This is a genomic window from Cupriavidus sp. CP313, from assembly GCF_054072015.1.
In genome coordinates, this window is the sequence record NZ_JBSVZB010000005.1 from 41,379 (window position 1) to 61,691 (window position 20,313).

Annotated in this window: 18 protein-coding genes and 2 pseudogenes; 7 read left to right on the plus strand and 13 right to left on the minus strand. The window is 66.7% G+C overall.

Annotation, left to right across the window (positions count from 1 at the left end; all coding sequences use genetic code 11):
- Window positions 1-51: 51 nt before the first annotated feature.
- Complete coding sequence (gene trmB, locus ACW4E8_RS08795; protein ID WP_456804147.1) at window positions 52-738, minus strand: tRNA (guanine(46)-N(7))-methyltransferase TrmB; 687 nt, start codon at window positions 736-738, stop codon at window positions 52-54.
- Between the two features lie 136 nt (window positions 739-874).
- Here trmB and ACW4E8_RS08800 point away from each other — a divergent pair, with 136 nt between their 5' ends.
- Window positions 875-2,506, plus strand: coding sequence for an ABC transporter substrate-binding protein (locus ACW4E8_RS08800; protein ID WP_456804148.1), 1,632 nt, complete (start codon window positions 875-877; stop codon window positions 2,504-2,506).
- 52 nt (window positions 2,507-2,558) lie between these two features.
- Here ACW4E8_RS08800 and ACW4E8_RS08805 read toward each other — a convergent pair whose 3' ends face one another.
- The 3 genes from ACW4E8_RS08805 to ACW4E8_RS08815 form a co-directional block, all read right to left on the minus strand.
- Entirely contained in the window at window positions 2,559-3,431 is an 873-nt protein-coding gene (locus ACW4E8_RS08805; RefSeq protein ID WP_456804149.1) for a spermidine synthase, read from the minus strand.
- A gap of 54 nt (window positions 3,432-3,485) precedes the next feature.
- Window positions 3,486-4,238: a tetratricopeptide repeat protein gene (locus ACW4E8_RS08810; RefSeq protein ID WP_456804150.1), complete on the minus strand. Its 753-nt coding sequence runs from the start codon at window positions 4,236-4,238 to the stop codon at window positions 3,486-3,488.
- Window positions 4,239-4,312: 74 nt separating this feature from the next.
- Window positions 4,313-5,449, minus strand: coding sequence for a PLP-dependent cysteine synthase family protein (locus ACW4E8_RS08815; RefSeq protein ID WP_456804151.1), 1,137 nt, complete (start codon window positions 5,447-5,449; stop codon window positions 4,313-4,315).
- Window positions 5,450-5,776: 327 nt separating this feature from the next.
- On the opposite strand from ACW4E8_RS08815, the gene ACW4E8_RS08820 reads away from it, so the two are divergent.
- The 3 genes and pseudogenes from ACW4E8_RS08820 to ACW4E8_RS08830 form a co-directional block, all read left to right on the plus strand.
- A complete protein-coding gene (locus ACW4E8_RS08820; protein ID WP_035817020.1) occupies window positions 5,777-6,043 on the plus strand; it encodes an HPr family phosphocarrier protein in 267 nt (88 codons plus the stop codon).
- Window positions 6,040-6,909, plus strand: coding sequence for a fused MFS/spermidine synthase (locus ACW4E8_RS08825; protein WP_456804152.1), 870 nt, complete (start codon window positions 6,040-6,042; stop codon window positions 6,907-6,909). Before ACW4E8_RS08820 ends, ACW4E8_RS08825 begins: the two co-directional genes overlap by 4 nt.
- A 56-nt stretch (window positions 6,910-6,965) precedes the next feature.
- Window positions 6,966-7,775: pseudogene (locus ACW4E8_RS08830) on the plus strand (YoaK family protein); the annotation flags it as partial.
- A 43-nt stretch (window positions 7,776-7,818) separates the two neighbouring features.
- Here the strand turns inward: ACW4E8_RS08830 and ACW4E8_RS08835 are convergent.
- The 7 genes and pseudogenes from ACW4E8_RS08835 to ACW4E8_RS08865 form a co-directional block, all read right to left on the minus strand.
- Window positions 7,819-8,256: a universal stress protein gene (locus ACW4E8_RS08835; RefSeq protein ID WP_456804153.1), complete on the minus strand. Its 438-nt coding sequence runs from the start codon at window positions 8,254-8,256 to the stop codon at window positions 7,819-7,821.
- A gap of 248 nt (window positions 8,257-8,504) precedes the next feature.
- The gene (locus tag ACW4E8_RS08840; protein WP_456804154.1) at window positions 8,505-9,260 is read right to left on the minus strand and encodes an alpha/beta fold hydrolase; all 756 of its coding nucleotides are present in this window, start codon (window positions 9,258-9,260) and stop codon (window positions 8,505-8,507) included.
- A 37-nt stretch (window positions 9,261-9,297) separates the two neighbouring features.
- A complete protein-coding gene (gene aspA / locus ACW4E8_RS08845) occupies window positions 9,298-10,704 on the minus strand; it encodes an aspartate ammonia-lyase (RefSeq protein ID WP_456804421.1) in 1,407 nt (468 codons plus the stop codon).
- A 111-nt stretch (window positions 10,705-10,815) separates the two neighbouring features.
- Window positions 10,816-12,132, minus strand: a pseudogene (cuyB, locus tag ACW4E8_RS08850) (cysteate racemase); the annotation flags it as partial.
- A gap of 11 nt (window positions 12,133-12,143) precedes the next feature.
- Window positions 12,144-13,193, minus strand: coding sequence for an MFS transporter (locus tag ACW4E8_RS08855; RefSeq protein ID WP_456804155.1), 1,050 nt, complete (start codon window positions 13,191-13,193; stop codon window positions 12,144-12,146).
- Window positions 13,194-13,204: 11 nt separating this feature from the next.
- Window positions 13,205-13,402 (minus strand): hypothetical protein, encoded by a 198-nt coding sequence (locus ACW4E8_RS08860; RefSeq protein WP_456804156.1) that lies wholly within the window; start codon window positions 13,400-13,402, stop codon window positions 13,205-13,207.
- Window positions 13,403-13,485: 83 nt separating this feature from the next.
- On the minus strand, window positions 13,486-14,931 hold the full coding sequence (locus ACW4E8_RS08865) for an N-acyl-D-amino-acid deacylase family protein (RefSeq protein ID WP_456804157.1): 1,446 nt from the start codon (window positions 14,929-14,931) through the stop codon (window positions 13,486-13,488).
- A 207-nt stretch (window positions 14,932-15,138) separates the two neighbouring features.
- Between ACW4E8_RS08865 and ACW4E8_RS08870 the strand changes: the two genes are divergently transcribed.
- From ACW4E8_RS08870 to ACW4E8_RS08880, 3 genes are all read left to right on the plus strand, one after another.
- Entirely contained in the window at window positions 15,139-16,050 is a 912-nt protein-coding gene (locus tag ACW4E8_RS08870) for a LysR substrate-binding domain-containing protein (protein ID WP_456804158.1), read from the plus strand.
- A gap of 242 nt (window positions 16,051-16,292) precedes the next feature.
- Window positions 16,293-16,973, plus strand: coding sequence for a methyl-accepting chemotaxis protein (locus ACW4E8_RS08875; protein ID WP_456804159.1), 681 nt, complete (start codon window positions 16,293-16,295; stop codon window positions 16,971-16,973).
- 13 nt (window positions 16,974-16,986) lie between these two features.
- Window positions 16,987-17,781 carry a type IV pili methyl-accepting chemotaxis transducer N-terminal domain-containing protein gene (locus ACW4E8_RS08880; protein ID WP_456804160.1) on the plus strand — a complete coding sequence of 265 codons (795 nt, stop codon included), beginning with the start codon at window positions 16,987-16,989 and terminating at the stop codon, window positions 17,779-17,781.
- Between the two features lie 18 nt (window positions 17,782-17,799).
- Here ACW4E8_RS08880 and ACW4E8_RS08885 read toward each other — a convergent pair whose 3' ends face one another.
- Together ACW4E8_RS08885 and htpG are read right to left on the minus strand one after the other, a co-directional pair.
- Complete coding sequence (locus tag ACW4E8_RS08885) at window positions 17,800-18,312, minus strand: DNA-deoxyinosine glycosylase (RefSeq protein WP_456804161.1); 513 nt, start codon at window positions 18,310-18,312, stop codon at window positions 17,800-17,802.
- Between the two features lie 73 nt (window positions 18,313-18,385).
- Complete coding sequence (gene htpG / locus ACW4E8_RS08890; protein WP_456804162.1) at window positions 18,386-20,287, minus strand: molecular chaperone HtpG; 1,902 nt, start codon at window positions 20,285-20,287, stop codon at window positions 18,386-18,388.
- Window positions 20,288-20,313: the final 26 nt, after the last annotated feature.

The window sequence follows — 20,313 nt, forward strand, 5'->3', positions numbered from 1 at the left end:
CAGGCAAAAAGACGGCCCGCATGCGCGGGCCGATTTTCATTGGCGAGCCGGTCAGGCGGACTTGCGCTCGCTGACGCAGCGCCACAAGCCATGGCCCGATGCCCCGTACTTGCGCTCGAACGGCGTCATCGGCTGGGCCGGCTGCCACGCCTCTACCTGCGCCGGGCGCCCGACCAGCGCCAGCGCCTGGGCAAACTCATCGATATAGATGCGCCAGTTGCTGCGGCACTCCAGGTAGTCGCCGCAGGCGGCCAGCGCCGGGAACACCGCATGCCCCTGCCAGCGCCGCCCCAGGTGGCCGATCTTGGGCCACGGGTTCGGGTACAGCACGTAGTGGCGCGCCACCGACACGGCCTCGGCCTGCAGCAGACGCCAGACATCGACCAGGTCGGCCCGCGCCCAGCAGAAGTTGGCGGGCATCGGCGCCTCGCCCCACCAGTCCTTGCCGGCGGCCAGGCGCTTCTCGGACTGGTCGATGCCGATCACGAAGTGATCCGGGAACGCCGTCGCCAGCCGCAGCGTGCTTTCGCCCACGCCGCAGCCCGCATCCAGGATCAGCGGCGCGCCGCCGGCCTGCTGCCAGCTTTGCAGCGCCGCACCGAGCTCGCGCCGGCTGGCTTCGCCGATGGGCTTGCGGAACGGTTCGGCCAGGTGGCGCGCGACGCGCGCGGCCAGGTGTTCGTGGACATCGGCCTGGGCCGAGACAATGGTGTGGGAATTGGCAAACATGGGCGCCATTCTAACGGCGCCGCCCCGCATCGGCTTGGCAGCCCGCGCCAAAGGCTGCAACCAAGCCACTTTAGCGGCACAATGCGGGACAACCCGCCTGAGAACCCGCCCGCGCCCGCGCGGACCCGTACGAGGAGCCAGCCAGATGACACCGACCCACGCCCTGCCGCCGCAACGTCCGCCCCGCCGCCCTGCCCGTCGCGCCGTGCTCCATGCCGCCGCCGCGCTGGTGCTGGGCAGCGCCGCCTTCACGCTGCTGCCGGCGGGTGCCGCCCACGCCGAAGACCTGCGCATCGGCCTGGCGGCCGACGTGACCTCGATGGATCCGCACTGGAACAACTCGGGCCCCAACAACGCCATCGCGCTGCATGTGTTCGAGTCGCTGGTGTTCATGGACAAGAACGCGCGCTACATCCCCGGCCTGGCGCTGTCGTGGAAGCCGGTCAACGCCATCACCTGGGAGATCAAGCTGCGCCCCAACGTGAAGTGGCACGACGGCTCGCCCTTTACCAGCGAGGACGTCAAGGCCTCGCTGGAGCGCCCGGAGAAGCTGGTCAACAGCCCGGGCTCGTTCACCAGCTACACCAAGCCGATCGCGCGCATCGACACGCCCGACCCGCTGACGGTGCGCCTGACCATGAGCGTGCCCAATTACGCCAACCTGGCCAACGACCTGAACAGCGTGCCGATCATGCCGAAGAAGGTCGCCGCCACGCTGACGCAGGCGGACTTCGACTCAGGCAAGGCGATGATCGGCACCGGCCCGTTCAAGTTCGTGCGCTTTGCACGTGGGCAGGAAATCGTGATGGAGCGCAACCCCGACTACTGGGGCCCCAAGCCCGAGTGGGACCGTGCCGTGTTCCGCATCATCACCGACAACGGCGCACGCAGTGCCGCGCTGCTGGCAGGCGACGTCGACGTGATTGAGAGCGTGCCCTCGGCCGACGTGGCCAGGCTCAAGCAGAACCCCAGGTTCAAGGTCGAGCAGCAGGTGTCGTGGCGCACCATCTTCTGGCAGATGGACCAGTCGCGCGACAACCCGCCCTTTGTCACCGACAAGGCCGGCAAGCCGCTGGGCAAGAACCCGTTCAAGGACGCACGCGTGCGCGCCGCAATCAGCAAGTCGCTGAACCGCGACGCCATCGTCAGCCGCATCATGGAAGGGCTGGCGGTGCCGGCATCGTCGATCGTGTCGCCGCAGATCTTCGGGCATCCGGGCACCAGGCCCGAAGGCTATGATCCGGAAGGCGCGAAAAAGCTGCTGGCGGCCGCAGGCTACCCCGACGGCTTCGGCCTGACGCTGCACGCCACCAACAACCGCTACCTGAACGACGCCGCGGTGGCGCAGGCCACCGCCAGCATGCTGACGCGCATCGGCATCCAGACCAAGGTGGAGACGATGCCGGTGGCGGCCTACTTCACGCGCGCACGCCAGGGCGAGTTCGCCTTCCAGATGCTGGGCTGGGGTTCGGCCGCGGCCGACGTGGCACTGCGCTCGATCACCGGCACGCCCAACCCCAAGACCGGCTATGGCACCTGGAACTGGGGCAAGTACAGCAACCCGCAACTGGACCAGCTGATCGAGAAGTCGCTGACCACCGTCAGCAGCGACAAGGCGCGTGAAGAGAATGCCCGTACCGCGGCCAAATTTGCGCTGGCTGACCACGCAATCATTCCGTCGCACAGCCAGCTGGCAATGTGGGCGATGAAGAAGGGACTGAAGTACGAGGCGCGCACCGACGAGTGGTCGCTGGCGCAGTTCTTCCACAAGGAGTGAGCGCGGGGCTGCCCGCTGCCGCTCTCGCGCGCAGCGGGAGAGCGGCCGTTCCTCAGATCTTCAACCGCTCTTCCTGCCGCGCATTCGCTGCGCGCAGCTTCTGCACCCAGTCGCACGCCGGCAGGCCGGTGGTCTTTTCCACCACCTCGGCACGCCCCTCCAGCGCTTCCCACGACACATCGATATCCGGCCCGTTGAAGGCCATCGCGATGATGTTGCCGTCGTGCACTTCCGGGAACACCAGCACGCGGTTGTCGAAGGCATCGCAGATGCGTTCGATATTCTTCGGAAAGCTGTCGTGGTCGCCGAACAGGTTGATGGTCATCACCCCAGGTGCCTTCAGCGTGCGGCGGCAAGCGCGGTAGAACGCGGTGGTGTCCAGCACCGGGCCGCGCGCGGTGGCGTCGTACAGGTCCACCTGCAGCACGTCGATGGCGCCGGCGTGGGTGCCGTCCATGACGTAGTCCCAGGCATCCTGCTCGCGCACGGTCAGGCGCGCATCGTCCTCGCGCAGGCCGAACATGCTGCGCCCGGCGATGATCACCGCGGGGTTCAGCTCCACCGCGGTCACGCGCGCGCGGTTGAACTGGCGGTGGCAGAACTTGGTCAGCGCCGCGGCGCCCAGGCCCAGCTGCACCACGTGGAATTCTTCGACCGACGGCGACAGGAACAGCAGCCAGGCCATCATCTGCTGCGCGTATTCCAACTCGATCGCATCGGGCTTGCGCAGGCGCATCGCGCCCTGCACCCACTCGGTGCCGAAGTGCAGGTAGCGCACCCCTTCCATTTCCGAGAAGGTCACCGGCGCGAAGCGCGGCGTCATGCGTTTTTCTTCGCGTGCCGGCGCCTCGCCACGGGTGCGGGTGCCACGTGCCGGACGGCGCGAGGCCACGGCTTCAATCGATTTGCGTTTCAGTAGGGTCATGTTGTCGAGAAAGGCGTTCAGCACCCGTTCCGGCATGGATGGGGGAAACGCGGATTACTTGCCCAGCGCCGACTGCGCGCGCTGCAGCCATTCGCGATTGTGTTCGCGGGCGTGGCGCGGCCAGTGGCGGGCGTCGTGGACGATATCGGCATAGAGCTGCAGCGCGCGTTCGCGGTCAGCGGCGTCGGGCTGCGCCGCCAGCCAGTCGCCAAAGAGGCAGCGCGGCGCGGCATCGCTGGCACTGGTCAGCGCCTGCTCGAACGCGGCCCGCGTGCCGGATGCACCGGTGGCCGCCAGCGCGCGCGCAAACAGCAAGGCCGGATCGGGCTGCTGGCGCGACTGCGGATTGGCGGCGAACAGCTTCTCCAGCGTTGCCAGCGCGCCGCCGGCATCGTTGGTTGCGAACTGCGCCTGCGCCAGTCCCTGCAGCAGCGCCGGATCGGTCGCAAACGGTCCGTTGGCCGCTGCCTGGTAGTGCTGCAGGGCTTCCGACGGCTCCCCGGCCGCCAGCAGCGCGGCGCCCAGGCGCATGCGGTGCGCCACTGTCGGGGCGCGGTCAAAGTCTGAGCGGGCCTCGCGCACCGCGCGGTTCGGATCGACCAGTTGCGTGATGGCACGCGTGGCCGCACGCGCGCCGCGCGACTGGCGCAGCCCGGGCAGGTAGATCGCGAAGAAATACACCACGCTGCCCAGCCCTGGGAACAGGAACAGGATCAGCAGCCAGTACATGTTCTGGTGCGTGCGCACCGCGTGCACCGCAAAGAACAGTGCGACGATGATATGGATGCTGATGCCGAAGATACGCATAGGGAATTTACCTTTTAATCAATGGCCGGCGCGCCAGCCGCCGGCATTGTGACAGAAAGGCAGGGCGCCGGGTTTCAGCCGCCCGCCGCAATGCCGGCGCCGGCCGACTGCAGCCCCGCCACCGCCTGCGGCGTCAGCACGGCCTCGCCATTGACCGCGCGCGCCACCAGCGCATCGGCCGACTCGATGGCAATGCCCTGTGCGGTGTACCAGGCATCGTCGTAATAGGTGTTGCCGTAGCGCTCGCCGCTGTCGCACAGCAGGCTGACGATGGCGCCGCCCTCACCCGCCGCGTGCATCTGCTGGGCCAGGTACAGCACGCCGACGAAATTGGTGCCGGTGGATCCGCCCACGCGGCGCCCGAAGCGCCCGGCCAGGTAGCGCATGGCCGCGAACGAGAGCGCATCCGGCACCTTCAGCATGGCGTCGATGCAGGTCGGGATGAACGAATGCTCGACGCGCGGCCGGCCGATGCCTTCAATGCGCGAGCCCTCCGCCAGGGACAGGTCCGGCTGCGGCTTGCCGTCCAGGCAGCTGCGGAAGTAGTCGAAGAACACCGAGTTCTCCGGATCCGCGCACATCACGCGGGTCTTGTGGCGGCGGTAGGCCACATAGCGGCCCAGCGTGGCGATGGTGCCGCCAGTGCCGCCGCTCGATACCAGCCAGGCCGGCACCGCATGCTGTTCCTGCGCCATCTGCTTGAAGATCGACTCGGCGATATTGTTGTTGGCGCGCCAGTCGGTGGCGCGCTCGGCGTAGGTGAACTGGTCCATGAAATGCCCGCCCGTCTCCTGCGCGATGCTGCGCGAGGCGGCGTAGATCTCGGACGGGCTGTCCACCAGGTGGCAGTGCCCGCCGTAGAACTCGATCGCCTCGATCTTGGCGCGCGAGGTGCCCGCCGGGATCACCGCCACGAAGGGCAGCCCGAGCAGCCGCGCAAAGTAAGCCTCGGAGATCGCGGTCGAGCCGCTGGATGCCTCCACCACCGTGCTGCCCTCATGCAGCCAGCCGTTGCACAGCGCGTACAGGAACAGCGACCGCGCCAGCCGGTGCTTGAGGCTGCCGGTCGGATGGCTGGACTCGTCCTTGAAATAGACGCGGATGTCAGGGTAGCCCGGCAGGTCTAGCGGGATCAGGTGGGTGTCGGCGGAACGGTTGAAATCCGCATCGATCTTGCGGATGGCTTCGTGGGTCCAGTCGGAAAGTGGCATGGCAGTGTTCCGGGCAGGCCGGACATCAGGACAGACCGTCAGGATGCCAGAAGCGCACGCCACAAATCCAGTTTCCGGGATGGGCAGGCGGCCTGGCACAGCCCGCAAAGGGCGGTTTCTCCACAACCGCGGGACCGGGCATGGCATTTCCTGGCCGGATGCAGCCACCGGCGCGGGTGCTGGGATATGATAATACGATTAACATCATATGTGACTGCAACAGATGTCCCCGATGTCCGCGATACCCGCGAGCGCCACCCGCCACCTTGCCCGCCCCAGCCAGCCGACCGGTCCCGCCCCCCGGGTCCTGCATTGCGCAAGGCTGCCGTGATCGAGGCGACCCTCAACATCGCCGCCGGCAAGGGTTTCCAGGGACGTGGCTCGGCACGCGTGAGCCTGGTGGCCAGCCGCTTTGCCAGCCGCATTGTGCTGGTCACGGACTCCGGCTCGGCCGATGCGCACGACGTGATGGCCGTCATGCGCCTGCGCACGCCGCCAGGCACCGTGCTGCGCATCCAGGCCGACGGCCCGGACGAAGTCGCCGCGGTCAGGGCCATCGCACAACTGCTCGGACCAGGGAACGGCCAGCCATGAACGAACGCAAACCGGACGCCGACCCCGGCATCGCCGCGGATAGCGGCCGCACGTCCTTTGAGTCCTATATGCGGTTCCTGGCCGAAGCCCCGCGCGACGGCACGCCCGTGGTGCTGGAGACCGAGACCGCCCTGTCGCTGCACTTCGACGTGCTGGCCACGCAGAGCTTCATGTCGCGGCGCAATCCCGACCGGCTGGTGCTGGGCTACACGCGCACCATGATGGGATTCCTGCTGCTGCATCCGTCGCCGGCACGGATTTCGGTGATCGGGCTCGGCGGAGGCTCGCTGGTCAAGTATTGCTACCGGCACCTGCCTGCCACGCGGGTGGTCGCTGTCGAGATCGACCCAGCGGTGATCGCACTGCGCGAGCGCTTCCGCATTCCGCCCGACGATGCCCGCCTGCAGGTGGTCTGTGCCGATGGCGCCGAGTACGTCAGGGGCCGGGAAGCGCGCCCCGAGGTCATCCTCGTCGACGGCTTCCTGGCTGACGGCATGCCGCTGCAGCTTGGCTCTGCCGGCTTCTACGCGGCCTGCCACGCGCGGCTGGCCGACGACGGCGTGCTGGTGGCCAACTTCCTTGCAAGCGACCGCGGCATGCCGCACTACCTGGGCGCGGTGCGCGCCGTGTTCGGGGCCTCGATGTCGGTCGCACGCGCCGAGGACAGCTGCAACTACACGTTGTTTGCCTGGAAAGGCCCGCCCCGGCTGCCGTCGCTGCAGACGCTGCTGGCACGCGCGCGGGTGCTGGAAGCCGTGCATGCCCTGAAGCTGACACCGACTGCCCGCCGCATGAAGCGCGGCGAGGCGGTTGCCGCCGCCCCCGACGCCTGGCACGCCCTTGCCCGGTCCCGGGACACCCGGTAGCGGCAACGCAGGTCCTCCGCCTCCCTTCCCAATCCGCCAGACGCCGCCCCATCGCCATGCCGATCCTGTACCTGCGCAAACTGACTGGGAAGCGGCGCAGCCCCCACGCCAACCGGCACCTGGCCGGCTACCTCTGCTTTGTCGCAGGCGCCATCAATGCCGGCGGCTTCCTGGCCGTGCAGCAATACACCTCGCATATGTCCGGCGTGGTCTCAGCCATGGCCGACAACCTGGCGCTGGGCAGCTTCGCGCTGGTGCTGGATGGGGTCGGGGCGCTGCTGTCGTTTCTCGGCGGCGCCGCGTGCTCGGCGGTGCTGGTCAACTGGGGGCGGCGCGAGCGGCTGCATAGTGAATACGCGCTGCCGCTGGCGCTGGAGGCGGGGCTGCTGCTGTGCTTCGGCCTGATCGGCGGCAACCTGGGGCAGCACCAGTGGCTGTTCGTGCCAGCCACGGTGATGCTGCTGTGCTTCATCATGGGGCTGCAGAATGCAATGATCACCAAGCTCTCGAACGCCGAGATCCGCACCACCCACCTCACTGGCATGGTCACCGATATCGGCATCGAGCTGGGTAAGCTGTGCTACTGGAACGCAGCCGGGCCGGCGCGCACGCCATCACGCACACAAGCGCGCCCCCTGCCCCGCGTGCTCGCCAACCGGCGCAAGCTGCGCCTGCTGGTGGTGCTGGTCACGCTGTTCTTTGCCGGCGGCGTCGCCGGCGCGCTGGGGTTCAAGCACCTGGGTTTCAGCGCCACGCTGCCGCTGGCCGCGCTGCTGCTGGGGCTGATCGCAGTGCCGCTGACCGACGACCTGCGCAGCCGCTGGCGCACAGGTTCACTGCCGCGCCTGGCGGCGCGGATGCGGCAACGCGTGCAGGCGGGCGCGCTGCGCCGGCGGCGCTAGGCGCCGCCTACCGGTACACCAGCACCGGGATCTTGCTGTGGGTCAGCACCTTCAGGGTTTCGCTGCCGATCAGCATGCCCTGGACCCCGCGCCGCCCGTGCGAAGCCATCACGATCAGGTCGCAGTCCTTTTCCTCGGCCGTCTTGATGATGGCCTCATAGGGATGGTCATTGACGACGTAGGCCGTTTCACAGGCCACGCCCGCGGCGCCAGCCTCGTCGGCCAGTCCGCGCAGGTAGCGGGTCGCGTTTTCCCAGGCCTCCTTCACGTAGGTTTCGCGCGTGTCCTCCAGCATCTCGACCTGGTAGGTCAGCACGTGGTAGTTCGGACAGACCCGCACCACGGTGGTACGCGCCCCCATGTCCCGCGCCAGCGTGAGAGCCTTGCGGAACGCCGATTCAGACAGGTCGGAGCCATCGACCGCCAGCAGGAGATGCTTGAACATGATTGCCTCCTTGCCTGCATAGTTGCCGGCATAGGCGCTCACTTCCGATGCGTCATCGCCATGCGTCCGAAAGTGCGAGCCCGCAAGGCGCACAACAATGAGCGACCGATACCCCCGGTTTCGAATGATTCGTCACTCGACTCCAGTATAGGTGCGCCATGGCCCACGGCAATCCGGCATGCGTCACATGCGCACGGGTGGATTCAGTACGGGCGATTTGCGAAGCCGTTGGCTGGCTGCGGGCCGCGTCAGGCCCAACCGGGGTCGCGCCGGATCTCTGCGGAATCCTCCGTCAGCCATGCGGCGATAGTCTCGGCCACCGCTTGCGGCGCTTCCATGGTGATCATGTGCCCCGCATTCTCGATCACTTCAAGCCGCGCCGCCGGGATCCGCTCACGCATGTCCACGTGGCTGTCCAGGGGGTTCCAGTGATCCTGGCGGCCGCACAGCAGCAGCGTCGGGCAGGTAATGGCCGGCAGCAGCGCCGATGCGTCCGGACGCCCGAGCAACGCCCGCACCTGCGCGGCAAACTGTCCGGGGGTGCTGCGCTCGATCATGTCGAGAATCTCATCGAACAGCAGCGAGCCGACGCGATCGGGATGCACCATGCCCGTGGCCCAATTGCGCCCCATCGCCCGCATGCCCACACTGCACGCCTGTGCCAGCAGTGCGCCGCGCGCTTCGCGCTCCCTGCCGCCCAGCGGGCCTGGCGGTAGGGGCTGGAAGCCGGTGTCGAGCAACGCCAGCCGTTCCACGCGGTGTGGCGCCTGGCGTATGACTTCCAGCGCGACACGGCCGCCCATCGAATGGCCGGCCAGCGCAAAGCGCGGTTCCGGCACGCTGGCCAGCAGGTGCGACGCCATGGCCTCGATGCTGTCGAGCATGCCCCACGATGCAATGCGGCAGTCCGCAAGCGCCGTCAGCCGCTGCGCGGGCCCGGCCCACGCTGCATGGTCGCACAGCAGCCCGGGCAGCAGCATCAGGACGGGACGGGATCCGTTCATGCGTGCGCCTCCTTTTGTTGCGCTGTCGCGCCAACGCTCAATACACCCGCGGCCGGATCAGGGCCTCTGGCTGCAAGGCCTCGTCCAGCTGCGCCTCGGTCATGAGTTGCCGTCGCAGCACCACGTCGCGGATGGTACTGCCTTCGGCATGCGCTTGTGCCGCCACGGCAGTGGCATTCTTGTAGCCGATGTACGGATTCAGCGCGGTAGCCAGCGCTACCGAGTTCTCGAGATTTTCACGCAGGCGCTGCGGATTGGCGGTAATGCCGCGCACGCAACGTTCCGTGAGCGTGGCGCAGGCGTTGGTCAGGTGGCGGAAACTGCGGAAGAGACTGGCAGCGATGATGGGCTCGAAGGCATTCAGCTGCAGCTGGCCACCCTCGGCGGCGAAGGTCACGGTCACGTCATTGCCGAACACTTCGAATGCCACCTGGTTCACCACTTCCGGAATCACCGGGTTGACCTTGCCCGGCATGATCGACGAGCCCGCCTGCATGGCAGGCAGGTTGATTTCGCCAAAGCCCGCGCGCGGGCCGCTGGAGAGCAGGCGCAGGTCATTGCAGATCTTTGAAAGCTTTACCGCAATGCGCTTGAGCACACCGGAAATCTGCACAAAGGCGCCGCAGTCCTGCGTGGCTTCGATCAGGTTGGGCGCGCCGGCCAGTGCAATGCCGGAAATGCGGCTCAGGGCAGCCACGGCTTTCGCCGCGTACTCCGGGTGCGCGGTGATGCCGGTGCCAATCGCGGTGGCACCGAGGTTGACCTCGCGCGCCAGGGCCGACACTTCGCGCAGGCGCGCCATGTCTTCATCGATCATGACGGCATAGGTGGAGAACTCCTGGCCCAGGGTCATCGGCACGGCGTCCTGCAGCTGCGTGCGGCCCAGCTTGAGCAAGCCGGCAAACTCGACGGACTTCTCGCTGAAGGCATCGCGCAGGGCCTCCATCACTTCCAGCAAATGCTCGATGGCGTAGCAGGTGGCAATGCGCAGCGCGGTCGGATAGACGTCATTGGTGCTCTGCGCAAGGTTGACGTGCTCGTTCGGGTGCAGGTGCTGGTAGTCGCCACGGCCGTAACCCATCAGTTCGAGCGCGCGGTTGCAGATCACCTCGTTGGCGTTCATGTTGGTCGAGGTGCCGGCGCCGCCCTGGATCATGTCGACCACGAACTGCTCGTGCAGCCGGCCGTCGCGCACTTCAACGCAGGCACGCGTGATGGCCTCGGCCTTGTCGGCCGCCAGCAGGCCCAGTTCGGCATTGGCCTCGGCGGCGGCCTGCTTGACCGATGCCAGCGCGACGATCAGCTCCGGGCAGTCGGACACGGTATTGCCGGAAATCCGGAAGTTCTCCTGGGCGCGCAAGGTGTGGATGCCATAGTAGGCGGCGGCGGGGACGTCCCGTTCGCCAAGCAGGTCGTATTCCTTGCGGCCAGATTGCGGTGCCATGTTGCGTTCCACGGTGAATTCAGAGATTGGGAAGGGTTGTCGGACGAATGAAGGGGTCAGGCCGGCGGCTCCCGGCGGCGCGGGCACGGCATAAGTCTGCGCAATCTGTACGCAACGCCGGGCCAGCACATTGGTCGGGTCTACCACCGCCACGGTCTTGCCAGCCGCGCTGTGGTGGTCAGTCTGCGCGATGATCAACGGCAGTTCGGTGCAGCCCAGGATCATCACGGCAGCGCCGCGCGCGGCCAGGTGGTCGATCGCGGCCAGCAGGTCGTCGCGGCAGGCTCCGTCGGTGTAGCCGGCCTTGACGCCGCGCGGCCCGTAGATGGCGTTCATCACGCGCTGCTGGAAGGCAGGCTCGGGCGTGAGTACGGTAAGCAGCGGCTGTGCCACGCTGTGATAGACGCGGCTGGCCACCGTGCCAGAGGTAGCCAGCAAGCCCACCGTGCTGCCCGCGCCGTAGCGGCGGACGATGTCATCCACGGTCTCTTGCAGCATATTGATGATGGGAATGCCGAGATATGGCTGGATGCGCTCGACAAAGGCGTGCGCGGTATTGCAGGGCAAGGCGATCGCGCTCGCGCCGCCCGCTTCCAGGCGCCGGCAGGTCGCGTATAGCGCGAGCGTCGGGTCGTCCGCCTGGTGCAGCAGATGGGCGGTGCGGTCAGGGATCTGCGGGTTCTGCTCAACCAGCAGCTTGATGTGGTCCTGGTCCTTTGCGGCGCTGGTGTTGCGCACGATCTTTGCCATGAAGTCCACCGTTGCCGCCGGGCCGATGCCACCCACGATGCCAAGCTTGAAGCGCGCACGCTGCGGCTCGCCGCAGTCGTCAAGACGCAGCGCGTAATCTGCGTAGACCTGGAAGAGGTCGATCACCACGACATCGTCGGGCCAAGGCGGCGGCACGCCATGCCGCTGTACGCGCACGATTGCGCGCACGTCGGCTTGCCTCCCTGCTCCGCCCTCCCCTGGCGTCAGGTAGACCACGCGGTAGTTCGTGCCCAGCGCATGGCCGAAGAAGCCCGTGTCGCGCGCATCGTCGGCCGCCAGCACGCCAATCGGGTCGCCCGGCTGCGCTACGCCGGCCAGGCGATCGCGCAGCGCGGCGGCCAGGCTCACCAGCGGCACGTCCAGTTCGGCCTGCAACAGCGCCAGCACGGCCTGTGCGGCCAGGCAGGGCACCAGGATGCGGCTCGCGCCCGCCGCCTGCAATGCCTGGCATTGCTGCAGCACGCGCAGGCGCTCGGCCTGCGCGCTGACAGCGCTGGCGGGCATGAGGGCCGCAAGCGGATGCGACGGCTCCATCAGGAAGCGGACCCCGCCCGCCGCGGCCGGGCTCTGCGCCAGCTCCGCCATCAGCGCGGCGCCGTTGGCGGCATGCTGGCCAGAGGCGACGCCCAATACCTTTACGGTCATGCTGGCCCCCATCGCAATGCGGCTCAGGCTGCCACGCCGGCGGCCTCGCCGGACCCGCTGGCATGGCTGCCCGGACGCCACGTGAGCGCCACCGCCAGCGCGCCCAGGGCGGATACCAGCAGTGCCGCGTAGGGCAGCACGTAGGAGCCGGGCACCACGTCCATCAGCAGGCCGATCAGCGCCGGCGAAATGGCCGCTGCGAGCTGGCCGCCGAAGTTGATGATGCCGGCGGCCGAGCCCACCGATTCATCCGGAATATGCTTGAGCGGGATGGCAAAGACCGTGCCATACACCACCGTGTAGCCCATCAGCGCAAGCGTCCACAGCGTGAGCATCGCCGGCAGCGATTCGGCATAGGCCATCAGTGCGATGAAGACGGCCATGGCGGTGGCGCCGACCGCCATGAACACGCGTTCGCGGCCCTGGCCGACCTTGTCGAGCAGCCAGCCCACCACGATCAGGCAGACAAAGGCCACCACATAGGGCACCGCCGAGGCCATGCCGGCGTGCAGGATGTCGATGTGGCGCACCCTGATGAGGAAGGACGGCATCCACGACACCAGCGCCACGTACACGATGTTGGCAAAGAAGAAGATCAGCATGGTCTTGCGCAGCACCAGTGAGCGCAGCAGCGCGCTGAACGCCGCCTTGCCCGCCTGCTTCGGGCGCCGCGGCGGACGCTTGACGGCAAACCACAGCACCACGGCCACGAGGATCCCGAACAGGCCGAAGACATGGTAGGCAAAGCGCCAGCCATGGCTGTGGATCAGCGCGGCGATGGCGCCCGAGCCGATCGCGCTGCCGAGGAACGAAGCCCCGATCACCAGCGACTTGGCCCGCGCGCGCTCGGGCTTGGGAAAGGCCTCGGCGATGGTCACCGAACTGGCCGGCGCGAAGCCGCCCTCGCCGATGCCGAACAGCACGCGGATCACGAACAGCATGGCAAAGGTGGTGGCCATGCCGGTGGCCCCGGTGAAGACCGACCAGCACGCCACCGAGAACACCAGGATGACGCGCGCACCGAAGCGGTCTCCGAGCCAGCCAGCGGCAAGCTGCATGAGCGCGTAGCTCACATAGAAGGCGCTCAGCAACAGGCCGGCCGAACGCGCGTCGAGGTTGAATTCATTCTTATCGACACGCTCATCGCCATGCGGTCGGCATTGCCGAGAATCCATGACAGCAACAGCATGGCGAGCAGGAACGTCTTGCGCGGCCGTGAATAGAGCGGCGCGGGCGCCGCCGCATGGGCGCCCGGCGCGCCCAGGTTGTCGGGATGCTTCACATGTCTCCTTCGTGTATTGGATGGGATCGTGGGGTGGATCGGCTTTGGGAGCGCGGTCGAACCAGTGCGTGCCTGGCGGCGTTTCAGTCCTGGCCCGAGCCGGCGCGGCGGCGGATCACATGGCCGGCATGGACATCCCAGCTGCGGCCGTGCCCCCAGGCCAGGCGCCCGTTGACGAAGACAGCGTCGATACCGGCGCTGACTTCAGTGGGTTGCTCGAAGGAAGCGCGGTCAGCCACGCGAGCCTCGTCGAAGATCACCAGGTCGGCAAAATTGCCGGCCGCGATGGTGCCGCGGCGCGGCAGGCCGAAGCGCCGCGCGCTCAGCCCCGTCATCTTGTGGACCGCCGTTTCCAGTGAAAACAGCCCGCGCCGGCGCGCGTAATGCCCCAGCACGCGCGGGAAACTGCCCCACAGGCGCGGGTGCGGGCTCTGATCGTGGGCGAGGCCGTCGGAGCCGATCATGGTGAGCGGGTGCGCCAGGATGCGTTCGACGTCGTCCTCGCTCATGGCGAAGTACACCGCGCCGGCCGGCGTCAGCGCCTGCGCCAGTGCCTCCGGATCGAGATTGCGCTCGCGCGCGAGCCTGAACAGCGACTTGCCCGCCGCGGACGGGTCGGACCTGGACCAGGTCACGAGCACATCGTCGGACTGGCGCACGCGCGATGCCAGCAGCATCGTCGACGAAGCGTTGTAGGGGTAGCAGTCGATGCACACCGATTGCTCGCGCGCGGCCTGCTCCAGCATGGCAAGCGTCTGCACCGAGCGGCCGTGGTTGCTGCGCCCGACCAGCTTGTGGTGCGACAGCACGGTGTCGATGCCCAGTTCGCGCCCGATATGCAGTGCCTCGCGCATGGCGTCTTCGATGGCGTCGCCCTCGTCGCGGATATGCATGGTGATGATGCCTGCGGCATCCACCAGTGGCGCGCCCACGGCGATCACTTCGTCGGCCGTGGCGGCGCGCGCCGGCGGATAGTAAAGGCCCGTGGACATGCCGATGGCACCCGCCTCCAGCGCCTCGGCAAGGTCCTGCGCCATGCGCTCGGCTTCGCGCCCGGTGGCTGGCCGGTCGAGCCTGCCCATATGGCGCACGCGCAAGGTCGAATGGCCGACCAGGCAGGCCGCGTTGAGCGCCGGCCCCCCGGCCTCCAGTGCATCGAGGTAGCTGGCAAAACGCTCGAAGCGCCAGGCGTCGTCGCCCAGCAGGTCCAGCGGTGCTGGCGGGTTATCGGTCAGCAGCGGCGCCAGGCTGATGCCGCAGTTGCCGGTGATCACCGTGGTAATGCCCTGCGACAGCTTGGGATGCGCCCCCTGCGGCGCTTCGAGCAGCAGGCGGTCGTCGTGGGTGTGCACATCGATGAAGCCGGGTGCGACGATGCGGCCGGCAGCGTCCTGGCGGGCCCGGGCCGCGGCGCCGCGCAGGTCGCCCAGCTGTGCGATCCGGCCTGAGCGGATACCGACGTCGCACGCCTTGCGCGGCGCACCGGTGCCATCGATCACGGTGCCGCCTTCGATAATGAGATCAAGCATCTTCCAATCCGCCAGGTTCGGACAGGCACTTCGCGGCCGGCGAAGCGCTGTCAGGAATTCATGCCCGTGATGATCCGATCCGCGGCCATTGCCTGGCAAACCACTTTTGCTGCGGTTATCATGAGCTTCCCTCATGCAGGTGAGACGAACTGACCGGAATTGCCAAGAAATTTCCTACCGATACCTGCACTATTCTCATGAAGTCCAATGTTCCGCCCACCCTCCACCCAGTCCCTGGCGTGCTTTGAAGCCAGCGCCCGCCTGCGCTCGTTCACTGCCGCGGCACGCGAGCTGAACCTGACCCAGGGCGCGGTCAGCCGCCAGATCCAGACCCTGGAAGACCGCCTCGGGGTGCCGCTCTTCAGCGGCCGGCGCGACGCCATGGCGCTCACCGATGCGGGGCGCGAATACCTGGCTGAAATTGCACCGCTGCTGCGGCAACTGGAGCGGGCCACCATGAACGTGATGGCCCTCAAGGGCAGGGGTGGCGCCCTGTCGCTCTCGGTGGGTGTGTCGCTGGGCAGCTACTGGCTGATTCCGCGCCTGCCCGCGTTTACGCGCGCGCACGGCGAGACCACCCTGAACCTGCGCACGCGCGTGGGTCCGGTGGACTTCAGCACCGCGGCCGTGGATGCCTCGCTGGAGTTCGGCGACGGCCAGCGGCCGGGCCTGCATAACGATTTCGTGGTGCCGCTGCAGCTATCGCCCTATGCCGCGCCGTCATGGGTGGCCGCGCATGGCCGGACGATCGACGCCGGCACGCCGCGGTCGGCGCTGATCCAGCACCTGACGCTGCCCGACGCATGGGAAGGCTGGTTCGCACGGCAAGGCATCGAAGCCAGCCCGGGTCACGAAGGGCCGCGCTACGAGGTGATGTCAATGGCGCTGAACGCCACGGTGGCGGGGATGGGCGTGGCGCTGCTGCCCGCTTACATGACCGGGGACCTGCTGGCCACCGGCAAGCTGGAGCGCCTTTCCAACGCAGTCTGGCAGCATCCGAAGGGCTATTACCTGGTCTATCCGCCGGCGTCGGCACAGATGCGGGCGCTGAAGGTGTTTCGCGACTGGCTGCTGCAGCAGCACGAGGCAGGTGCCGCCGAAGGAAGCCTGAAGGCCTGATGCAACTTCCGCGAGCTATGGCATAGATATTGCGTAGGGGACACACAGGCCAACGGCGGCCTTGAAACAAACTGGCAAGTCGCGATGACATGCTCCGAAAAGGAGCATCCCGGGCAACGACGCCCCGAAGCGAATGGCCCACGAACCGGACAACCGGTTCGCAGGCATCTCGCTTCGGGGCGCTTTTGCTTTGCCGGTCAGCGCGGTTTGCGTCTGCGTCGACACTACCTGCAAGGCATGGCATGAACGCTCTCCCTACTCAGTCACCCGAGACCGAAGTGTCCGCCGAAACCATCGGCGCATTGATCAACCTTTCCGGAAGGCAGCGCATGCTGTCGCAACGGATCGTCCTCCAGTTGTTGCTCGCTTCGCGGGGGGACACTGCCGCGCTTGATATCGCACGCAAGTGCCTGTCAATGTTCGAGTCGGCGCATTCGGATCTCGTGACGGGCAATGAGCGTTTCCCCGGCACATTCTCCGGCGCCTTGCAGCAACTGTACTTTGGTAGTGCGCGCGCTGACGCGCGTATCCGTGAATTCATCGCCCGGGTCAGAACAGCAATAGACGCACCACTGGCCGACGCCAGCCGGCAAGCGTCATCCCTCGATGTGCTTGTGACGCAGGCCACGCCAATACTTGAACTGCTGCAGACCGTCACGCAGGCCTACCAGGAGGAAATGCACCGTTGCGAGGTCGCTGTGCGCAAACGCCAGACCGACCTCGCCGAGCGCCTCAGCGGTATTTCAATGCAGGCGAACATCGTCGCAATGAATGCGCGCATCTCGGCGGCACGGGCGGGAGAGTACGGCAGGGAGTTCTCGGTGATCACGCAGGTGCTTGCGGACATCATCAAGGAAATGGATCAGCTGATCCGCCACGTCGTCGGCTCGAGCGATGCGTCCAAAGGACCAACCAGAGTTTGATGCGGAGACGCCCTTGAAACGTTACCTCTGTTCCTTCTGCCTGATTGTCTGCAGCGTCCTGGTGCTGGCCCTGGCCGGGACCGCTTCCGCCGAAACGCTGACGATCAACGCGGCGATCAACAAGGCGGGCCGCCAGCGCATGCTGTCTCAGCGCATGGCCAAGGCTTACTGCCAGGCTGGCCTCGGCGTTGAAGTCGAACGTTCGAAGAAGATTCTCGAGCAGTCCGCGGCGCTCTTCGACAAGCAGCTCATGGAGCTGAAGGCGTTCGCGCCCACGCCGGAGATCAAGGACACCTACGCCAGGCTCGAGCAGACATGGATTCCCTATAAGCAGTTGCTGTCCGGCGGCGATCCGAATCTCGATAACGCGAAAACCATCGCAAAAATAAGCGAGGACGTGCTGAAGCTTGCGCAGCAGGGAACCCTCCAGCTCGAGAAACACTCCGGCACCACGATGGGTAAGCTGATCAACGTTGCCGGCCGCCAGCGGATGCTCTCGCAGAGAATCGCCAAGATCAGCATGTTCCGCGCCTGGGGCATTACCTCCCCCCAGATGGCGCAGGATCTGGACACGGCTACCAGGGAATTCGCAGCCGCGCAGGAGCTTCTCACCTCGGCGCCGCAAAACACCGAGGCAATCCGTCGCGAACTGCTGCTGGCCGGCTCTCAGTGGCTGTTCTTTGAAGAGGCACTCAATCAGACCGGGGTCAGTCGCGCGGAACAGTTGAGAAACATCGCCACGACCAGCGAGCGTATTCTTCAGGTGATGGATGACGTCACCGGCATGTATGAAGGGATGCCCAGGTAACGTGGGTGCGTGAACGAGCTATGCCAGACGCGGCTTTACAGGCAGCCACGCTTGCAATTCCTGCCAGGCGCGCAGCTTTTCCGGGTAGGGCAAGGTATGAGCGGGACTACTGGAAGGAAGCTTGATGATTCGGTGATGGTCGTCATGCTGCCCAAGGGCCTTCAAACCGATACGCGCAGCAGTGCCGCCATTGAAGGCGATGACAGCCAGCTTGGGTAGTGATTCGATCAGGCTCGCCAGGTCGTTGCCGGCGTGATCCCGGATGTTGCTGTCCAGGCTACCCTCTCGCTTCGCTTGCGCCACCACGTCCCACAGACCGACGTGATGCGCCAGAAGCGTTTGCAGCCGCGCGGCATAGTCCATGTGGACCAGGTCTTCGCCCAGAACATCGCCGGTCAGGCGCCAGAACTGATTCTGCCGATGCGCGTAATACTGGCTTTGCGCCAGTGACGCCTCGCCCGGCAGGCTGCCGAGAACAAGGATGCGCGTGCCGGCGTCAACGACAGGCGGGAAGCACCGCTTCAGCGTCATCGGTCACGCGCTCCGTTACAACACATTGAGATGGGAATCCCCCGCCGCCTGCGCGGCGAGGGCAGCCGGGGCGTCAGGCCAGCAGCTTGTTGACGCGCTGCACGTAGGCGGCCGGATCATCCAGCATGCCGCCTTCGGCCAGCAGCGCCTGGTCGAACAGCACCTGCACGCGGTCGCTGAAGGCATCGCCCTCGGGGAGATCGCGCAGTTTGTGCACCAGCGCGTGTTCCGGGTTCAGTTCCAGGATCGGCTGGGCGTCCGGCGCCTTCTGGCCGGCCTGCTTGAGCAGGCGCTGCAGGTAGCCGCTCATGTCGCCTTCGTCAGAGACCAGGCATGAGGCCGATGCCGTCAGGCGCAGCGTCACGCGCACGTCCTTGGCCTTGCCGTCGAGCACGGCCTTGGCGCGTTCGACCACGTCCTTCCAGTCGGCCTCGGCCTTTTCCTGCTCGGCCTTCTCGGCTTCGTCGGCGAGCTTGCCCAGGTCCAGGTCGCCGCGCGCGACCGACACCAGTTCCTTGCCGTCGAACTCGCGCAGGAACGACAGCATCCATTCGTCGACGCGGTCGGTCAGCAGCACCACTTCGATACCCTTCTTGCGGAACACTTCCAGGTGCGGGCTGTTCTTCCCGGCGGACCAGGTATCGGCCGTGACGTAGTAGATCTTGTCCTGGCCTTCCTTCATGCGGCCGACGTAGGCGGCCAGCGCCACGTTCTGCTCGGCGGTGTCGTTGTGCGTGGAGGCAAAGCGCAGCAGCTTCGCCACGCGCTCCAGGTTGGCCTGGTCTTCGCCGATGCCTTCCTTGAGCGCCTGGCCGAATTGCTGCCAGAAGGTCGTGTACTTGGCGCGCTCGGCTTCTTCTTCACTGTCGGCCAGCGTTTCCAGCATCGACAGCACGCGCTTGGTGCAGCCCTCGCGGATGGCCTTGACGTCGCGGCTTTCCTGCAGCAGTTCGCGCGATACGTTCAGCGGCAGGTCGGCAGAATCGACCACGCCCTTGACCCAGCGCAGGTAGCCCGGCAGCAACTGGTCGGCGTCGTCCATGATGAAGACGCGCTTGACATACAGCTTCAGGCCGGCCTTGTGGTTGCGGTCCCACAGGTCGAACGGGGCGCGCGCCGGGATATACAGCAGCTGGGTGTATTCGCTGCGGCCTTCCACGCGGTTGTGGGTCCAGGCCAGCGGCGCCTCGTTGTCGTGCGCGATGTGCTGGTAGAAGGCGGTGTACTGCTCGTCGGTGATGTCGGACTTGGCGCGGGTCCACAGCGCGCTGGCCTGGTTCACGCTTTCCCACTCGGCGGTGCGCTGGTAGGTGCTGGATTCAGCGTCCCACACTTCCTTGGGCATGCGGATCGGCAGCGAGATATGGTCCGAGTACTTCTGGATGATGCCCTTCAGGCGCCAGGCCGACAGGAAGTCGTCCTCGCCCTCGCGCAGGTGCAGCGTGATGGTGGTGCCGCGCTCGGTGCGGGCGATGGCATCGATGGTGAACTCGCCGTCGCCGGTGCTTTCCCAGCGCACTGCGTCTTCGGCGCCCAGGCCGGCGCGGCGCGTTTCGACCGTGACCTTGTCGGCAACGATAAAGGCCGAGTAGAAGCCCACGCCGAACTGGCCGATCAGCGCGGCGTCCTTCTGCTGGTCGCCGGACAATTGCTGGAAGAATTCCTTGGTACCCGAGCGCGCGATGGTGCCGAGATTGCGGATGGCCTCGTCGCGGCTCATGCCGATGCCGTTGTCGATGATCGTCAGTGTGCGCGCCTGCGGGTCGGCCTCGATGCGGATGGCCAGGTCGGCGTCGTTTTCCAGCAGGGACGGATTTGCAATCGCCTCGAAGCGCAGCTTGTCGGTGGCGTCCGAAGCATTCGAGACCAGCTCGCGCAGGAAAATTTCCTTGTTGCTGTACAGCGAGTGGATCATCAGGTGCAGCAGTTGCTTCACTTCCGCCTGGAAGCTCATCGTCTCGTGCGGTGCGGTCATGGTTCTCCTCTTGGAAACAGGCGAAT

What these genes read in the sequence shown, in the direction of transcription:
- trmB (WP_456804147.1), bottom strand. Translation starts at nt 738, where the DNA reads ATGGCGCCCATGTTTGCCAATTCCCACACCATTGTCTCGGCCCAGGCC.
- ACW4E8_RS08800 (WP_456804148.1), top strand. Translation starts at nt 875, where the DNA reads ATGACACCGACCCACGCCCTGCCGCCGCAACGTCCGCCCCGCCGCCCT.
- ACW4E8_RS08805 (WP_456804149.1), bottom strand. Translation starts at nt 3,431, where the DNA reads ATGACCCTACTGAAACGCAAATCGATTGAAGCCGTGGCCTCGCGCCGT.
- ACW4E8_RS08810 (WP_456804150.1), bottom strand. Translation starts at nt 4,238, where the DNA reads ATGCGTATCTTCGGCATCAGCATCCATATCATCGTCGCACTGTTCTTT.
- ACW4E8_RS08815 (WP_456804151.1), bottom strand. Translation starts at nt 5,449, where the DNA reads ATGCCACTTTCCGACTGGACCCACGAAGCCATCCGCAAGATCGATGCG.
- ACW4E8_RS08825 (WP_456804152.1), top strand. Translation starts at nt 6,040, where the DNA reads ATGAACGAACGCAAACCGGACGCCGACCCCGGCATCGCCGCGGATAGC.
- ACW4E8_RS08835 (WP_456804153.1), bottom strand. Translation starts at nt 8,256, where the DNA reads ATGTTCAAGCATCTCCTGCTGGCGGTCGATGGCTCCGACCTGTCTGAA.
- ACW4E8_RS08840 (WP_456804154.1), bottom strand. Translation starts at nt 9,260, where the DNA reads ATGAACGGATCCCGTCCCGTCCTGATGCTGCTGCCCGGGCTGCTGTGC.
- aspA (WP_456804421.1), bottom strand. Translation starts at nt 10,704, where the DNA reads ATGGCACCGCAATCTGGCCGCAAGGAATACGACCTGCTTGGCGAACGG.
- ACW4E8_RS08865 (WP_456804157.1), bottom strand. Translation starts at nt 14,931, where the DNA reads ATGCTTGATCTCATTATCGAAGGCGGCACCGTGATCGATGGCACCGGT.
- ACW4E8_RS08870 (WP_456804158.1), top strand. Translation starts at nt 15,139, where the DNA reads ATGTTCCGCCCACCCTCCACCCAGTCCCTGGCGTGCTTTGAAGCCAGC.
- ACW4E8_RS08875 (WP_456804159.1), top strand. Translation starts at nt 16,293, where the DNA reads ATGAACGCTCTCCCTACTCAGTCACCCGAGACCGAAGTGTCCGCCGAA.
- ACW4E8_RS08885 (WP_456804161.1), bottom strand. Translation starts at nt 18,312, where the DNA reads ATGACGCTGAAGCGGTGCTTCCCGCCTGTCGTTGACGCCGGCACGCGC.
- htpG (WP_456804162.1), bottom strand. Translation starts at nt 20,287, where the DNA reads ATGACCGCACCGCACGAGACGATGAGCTTCCAGGCGGAAGTGAAGCAA.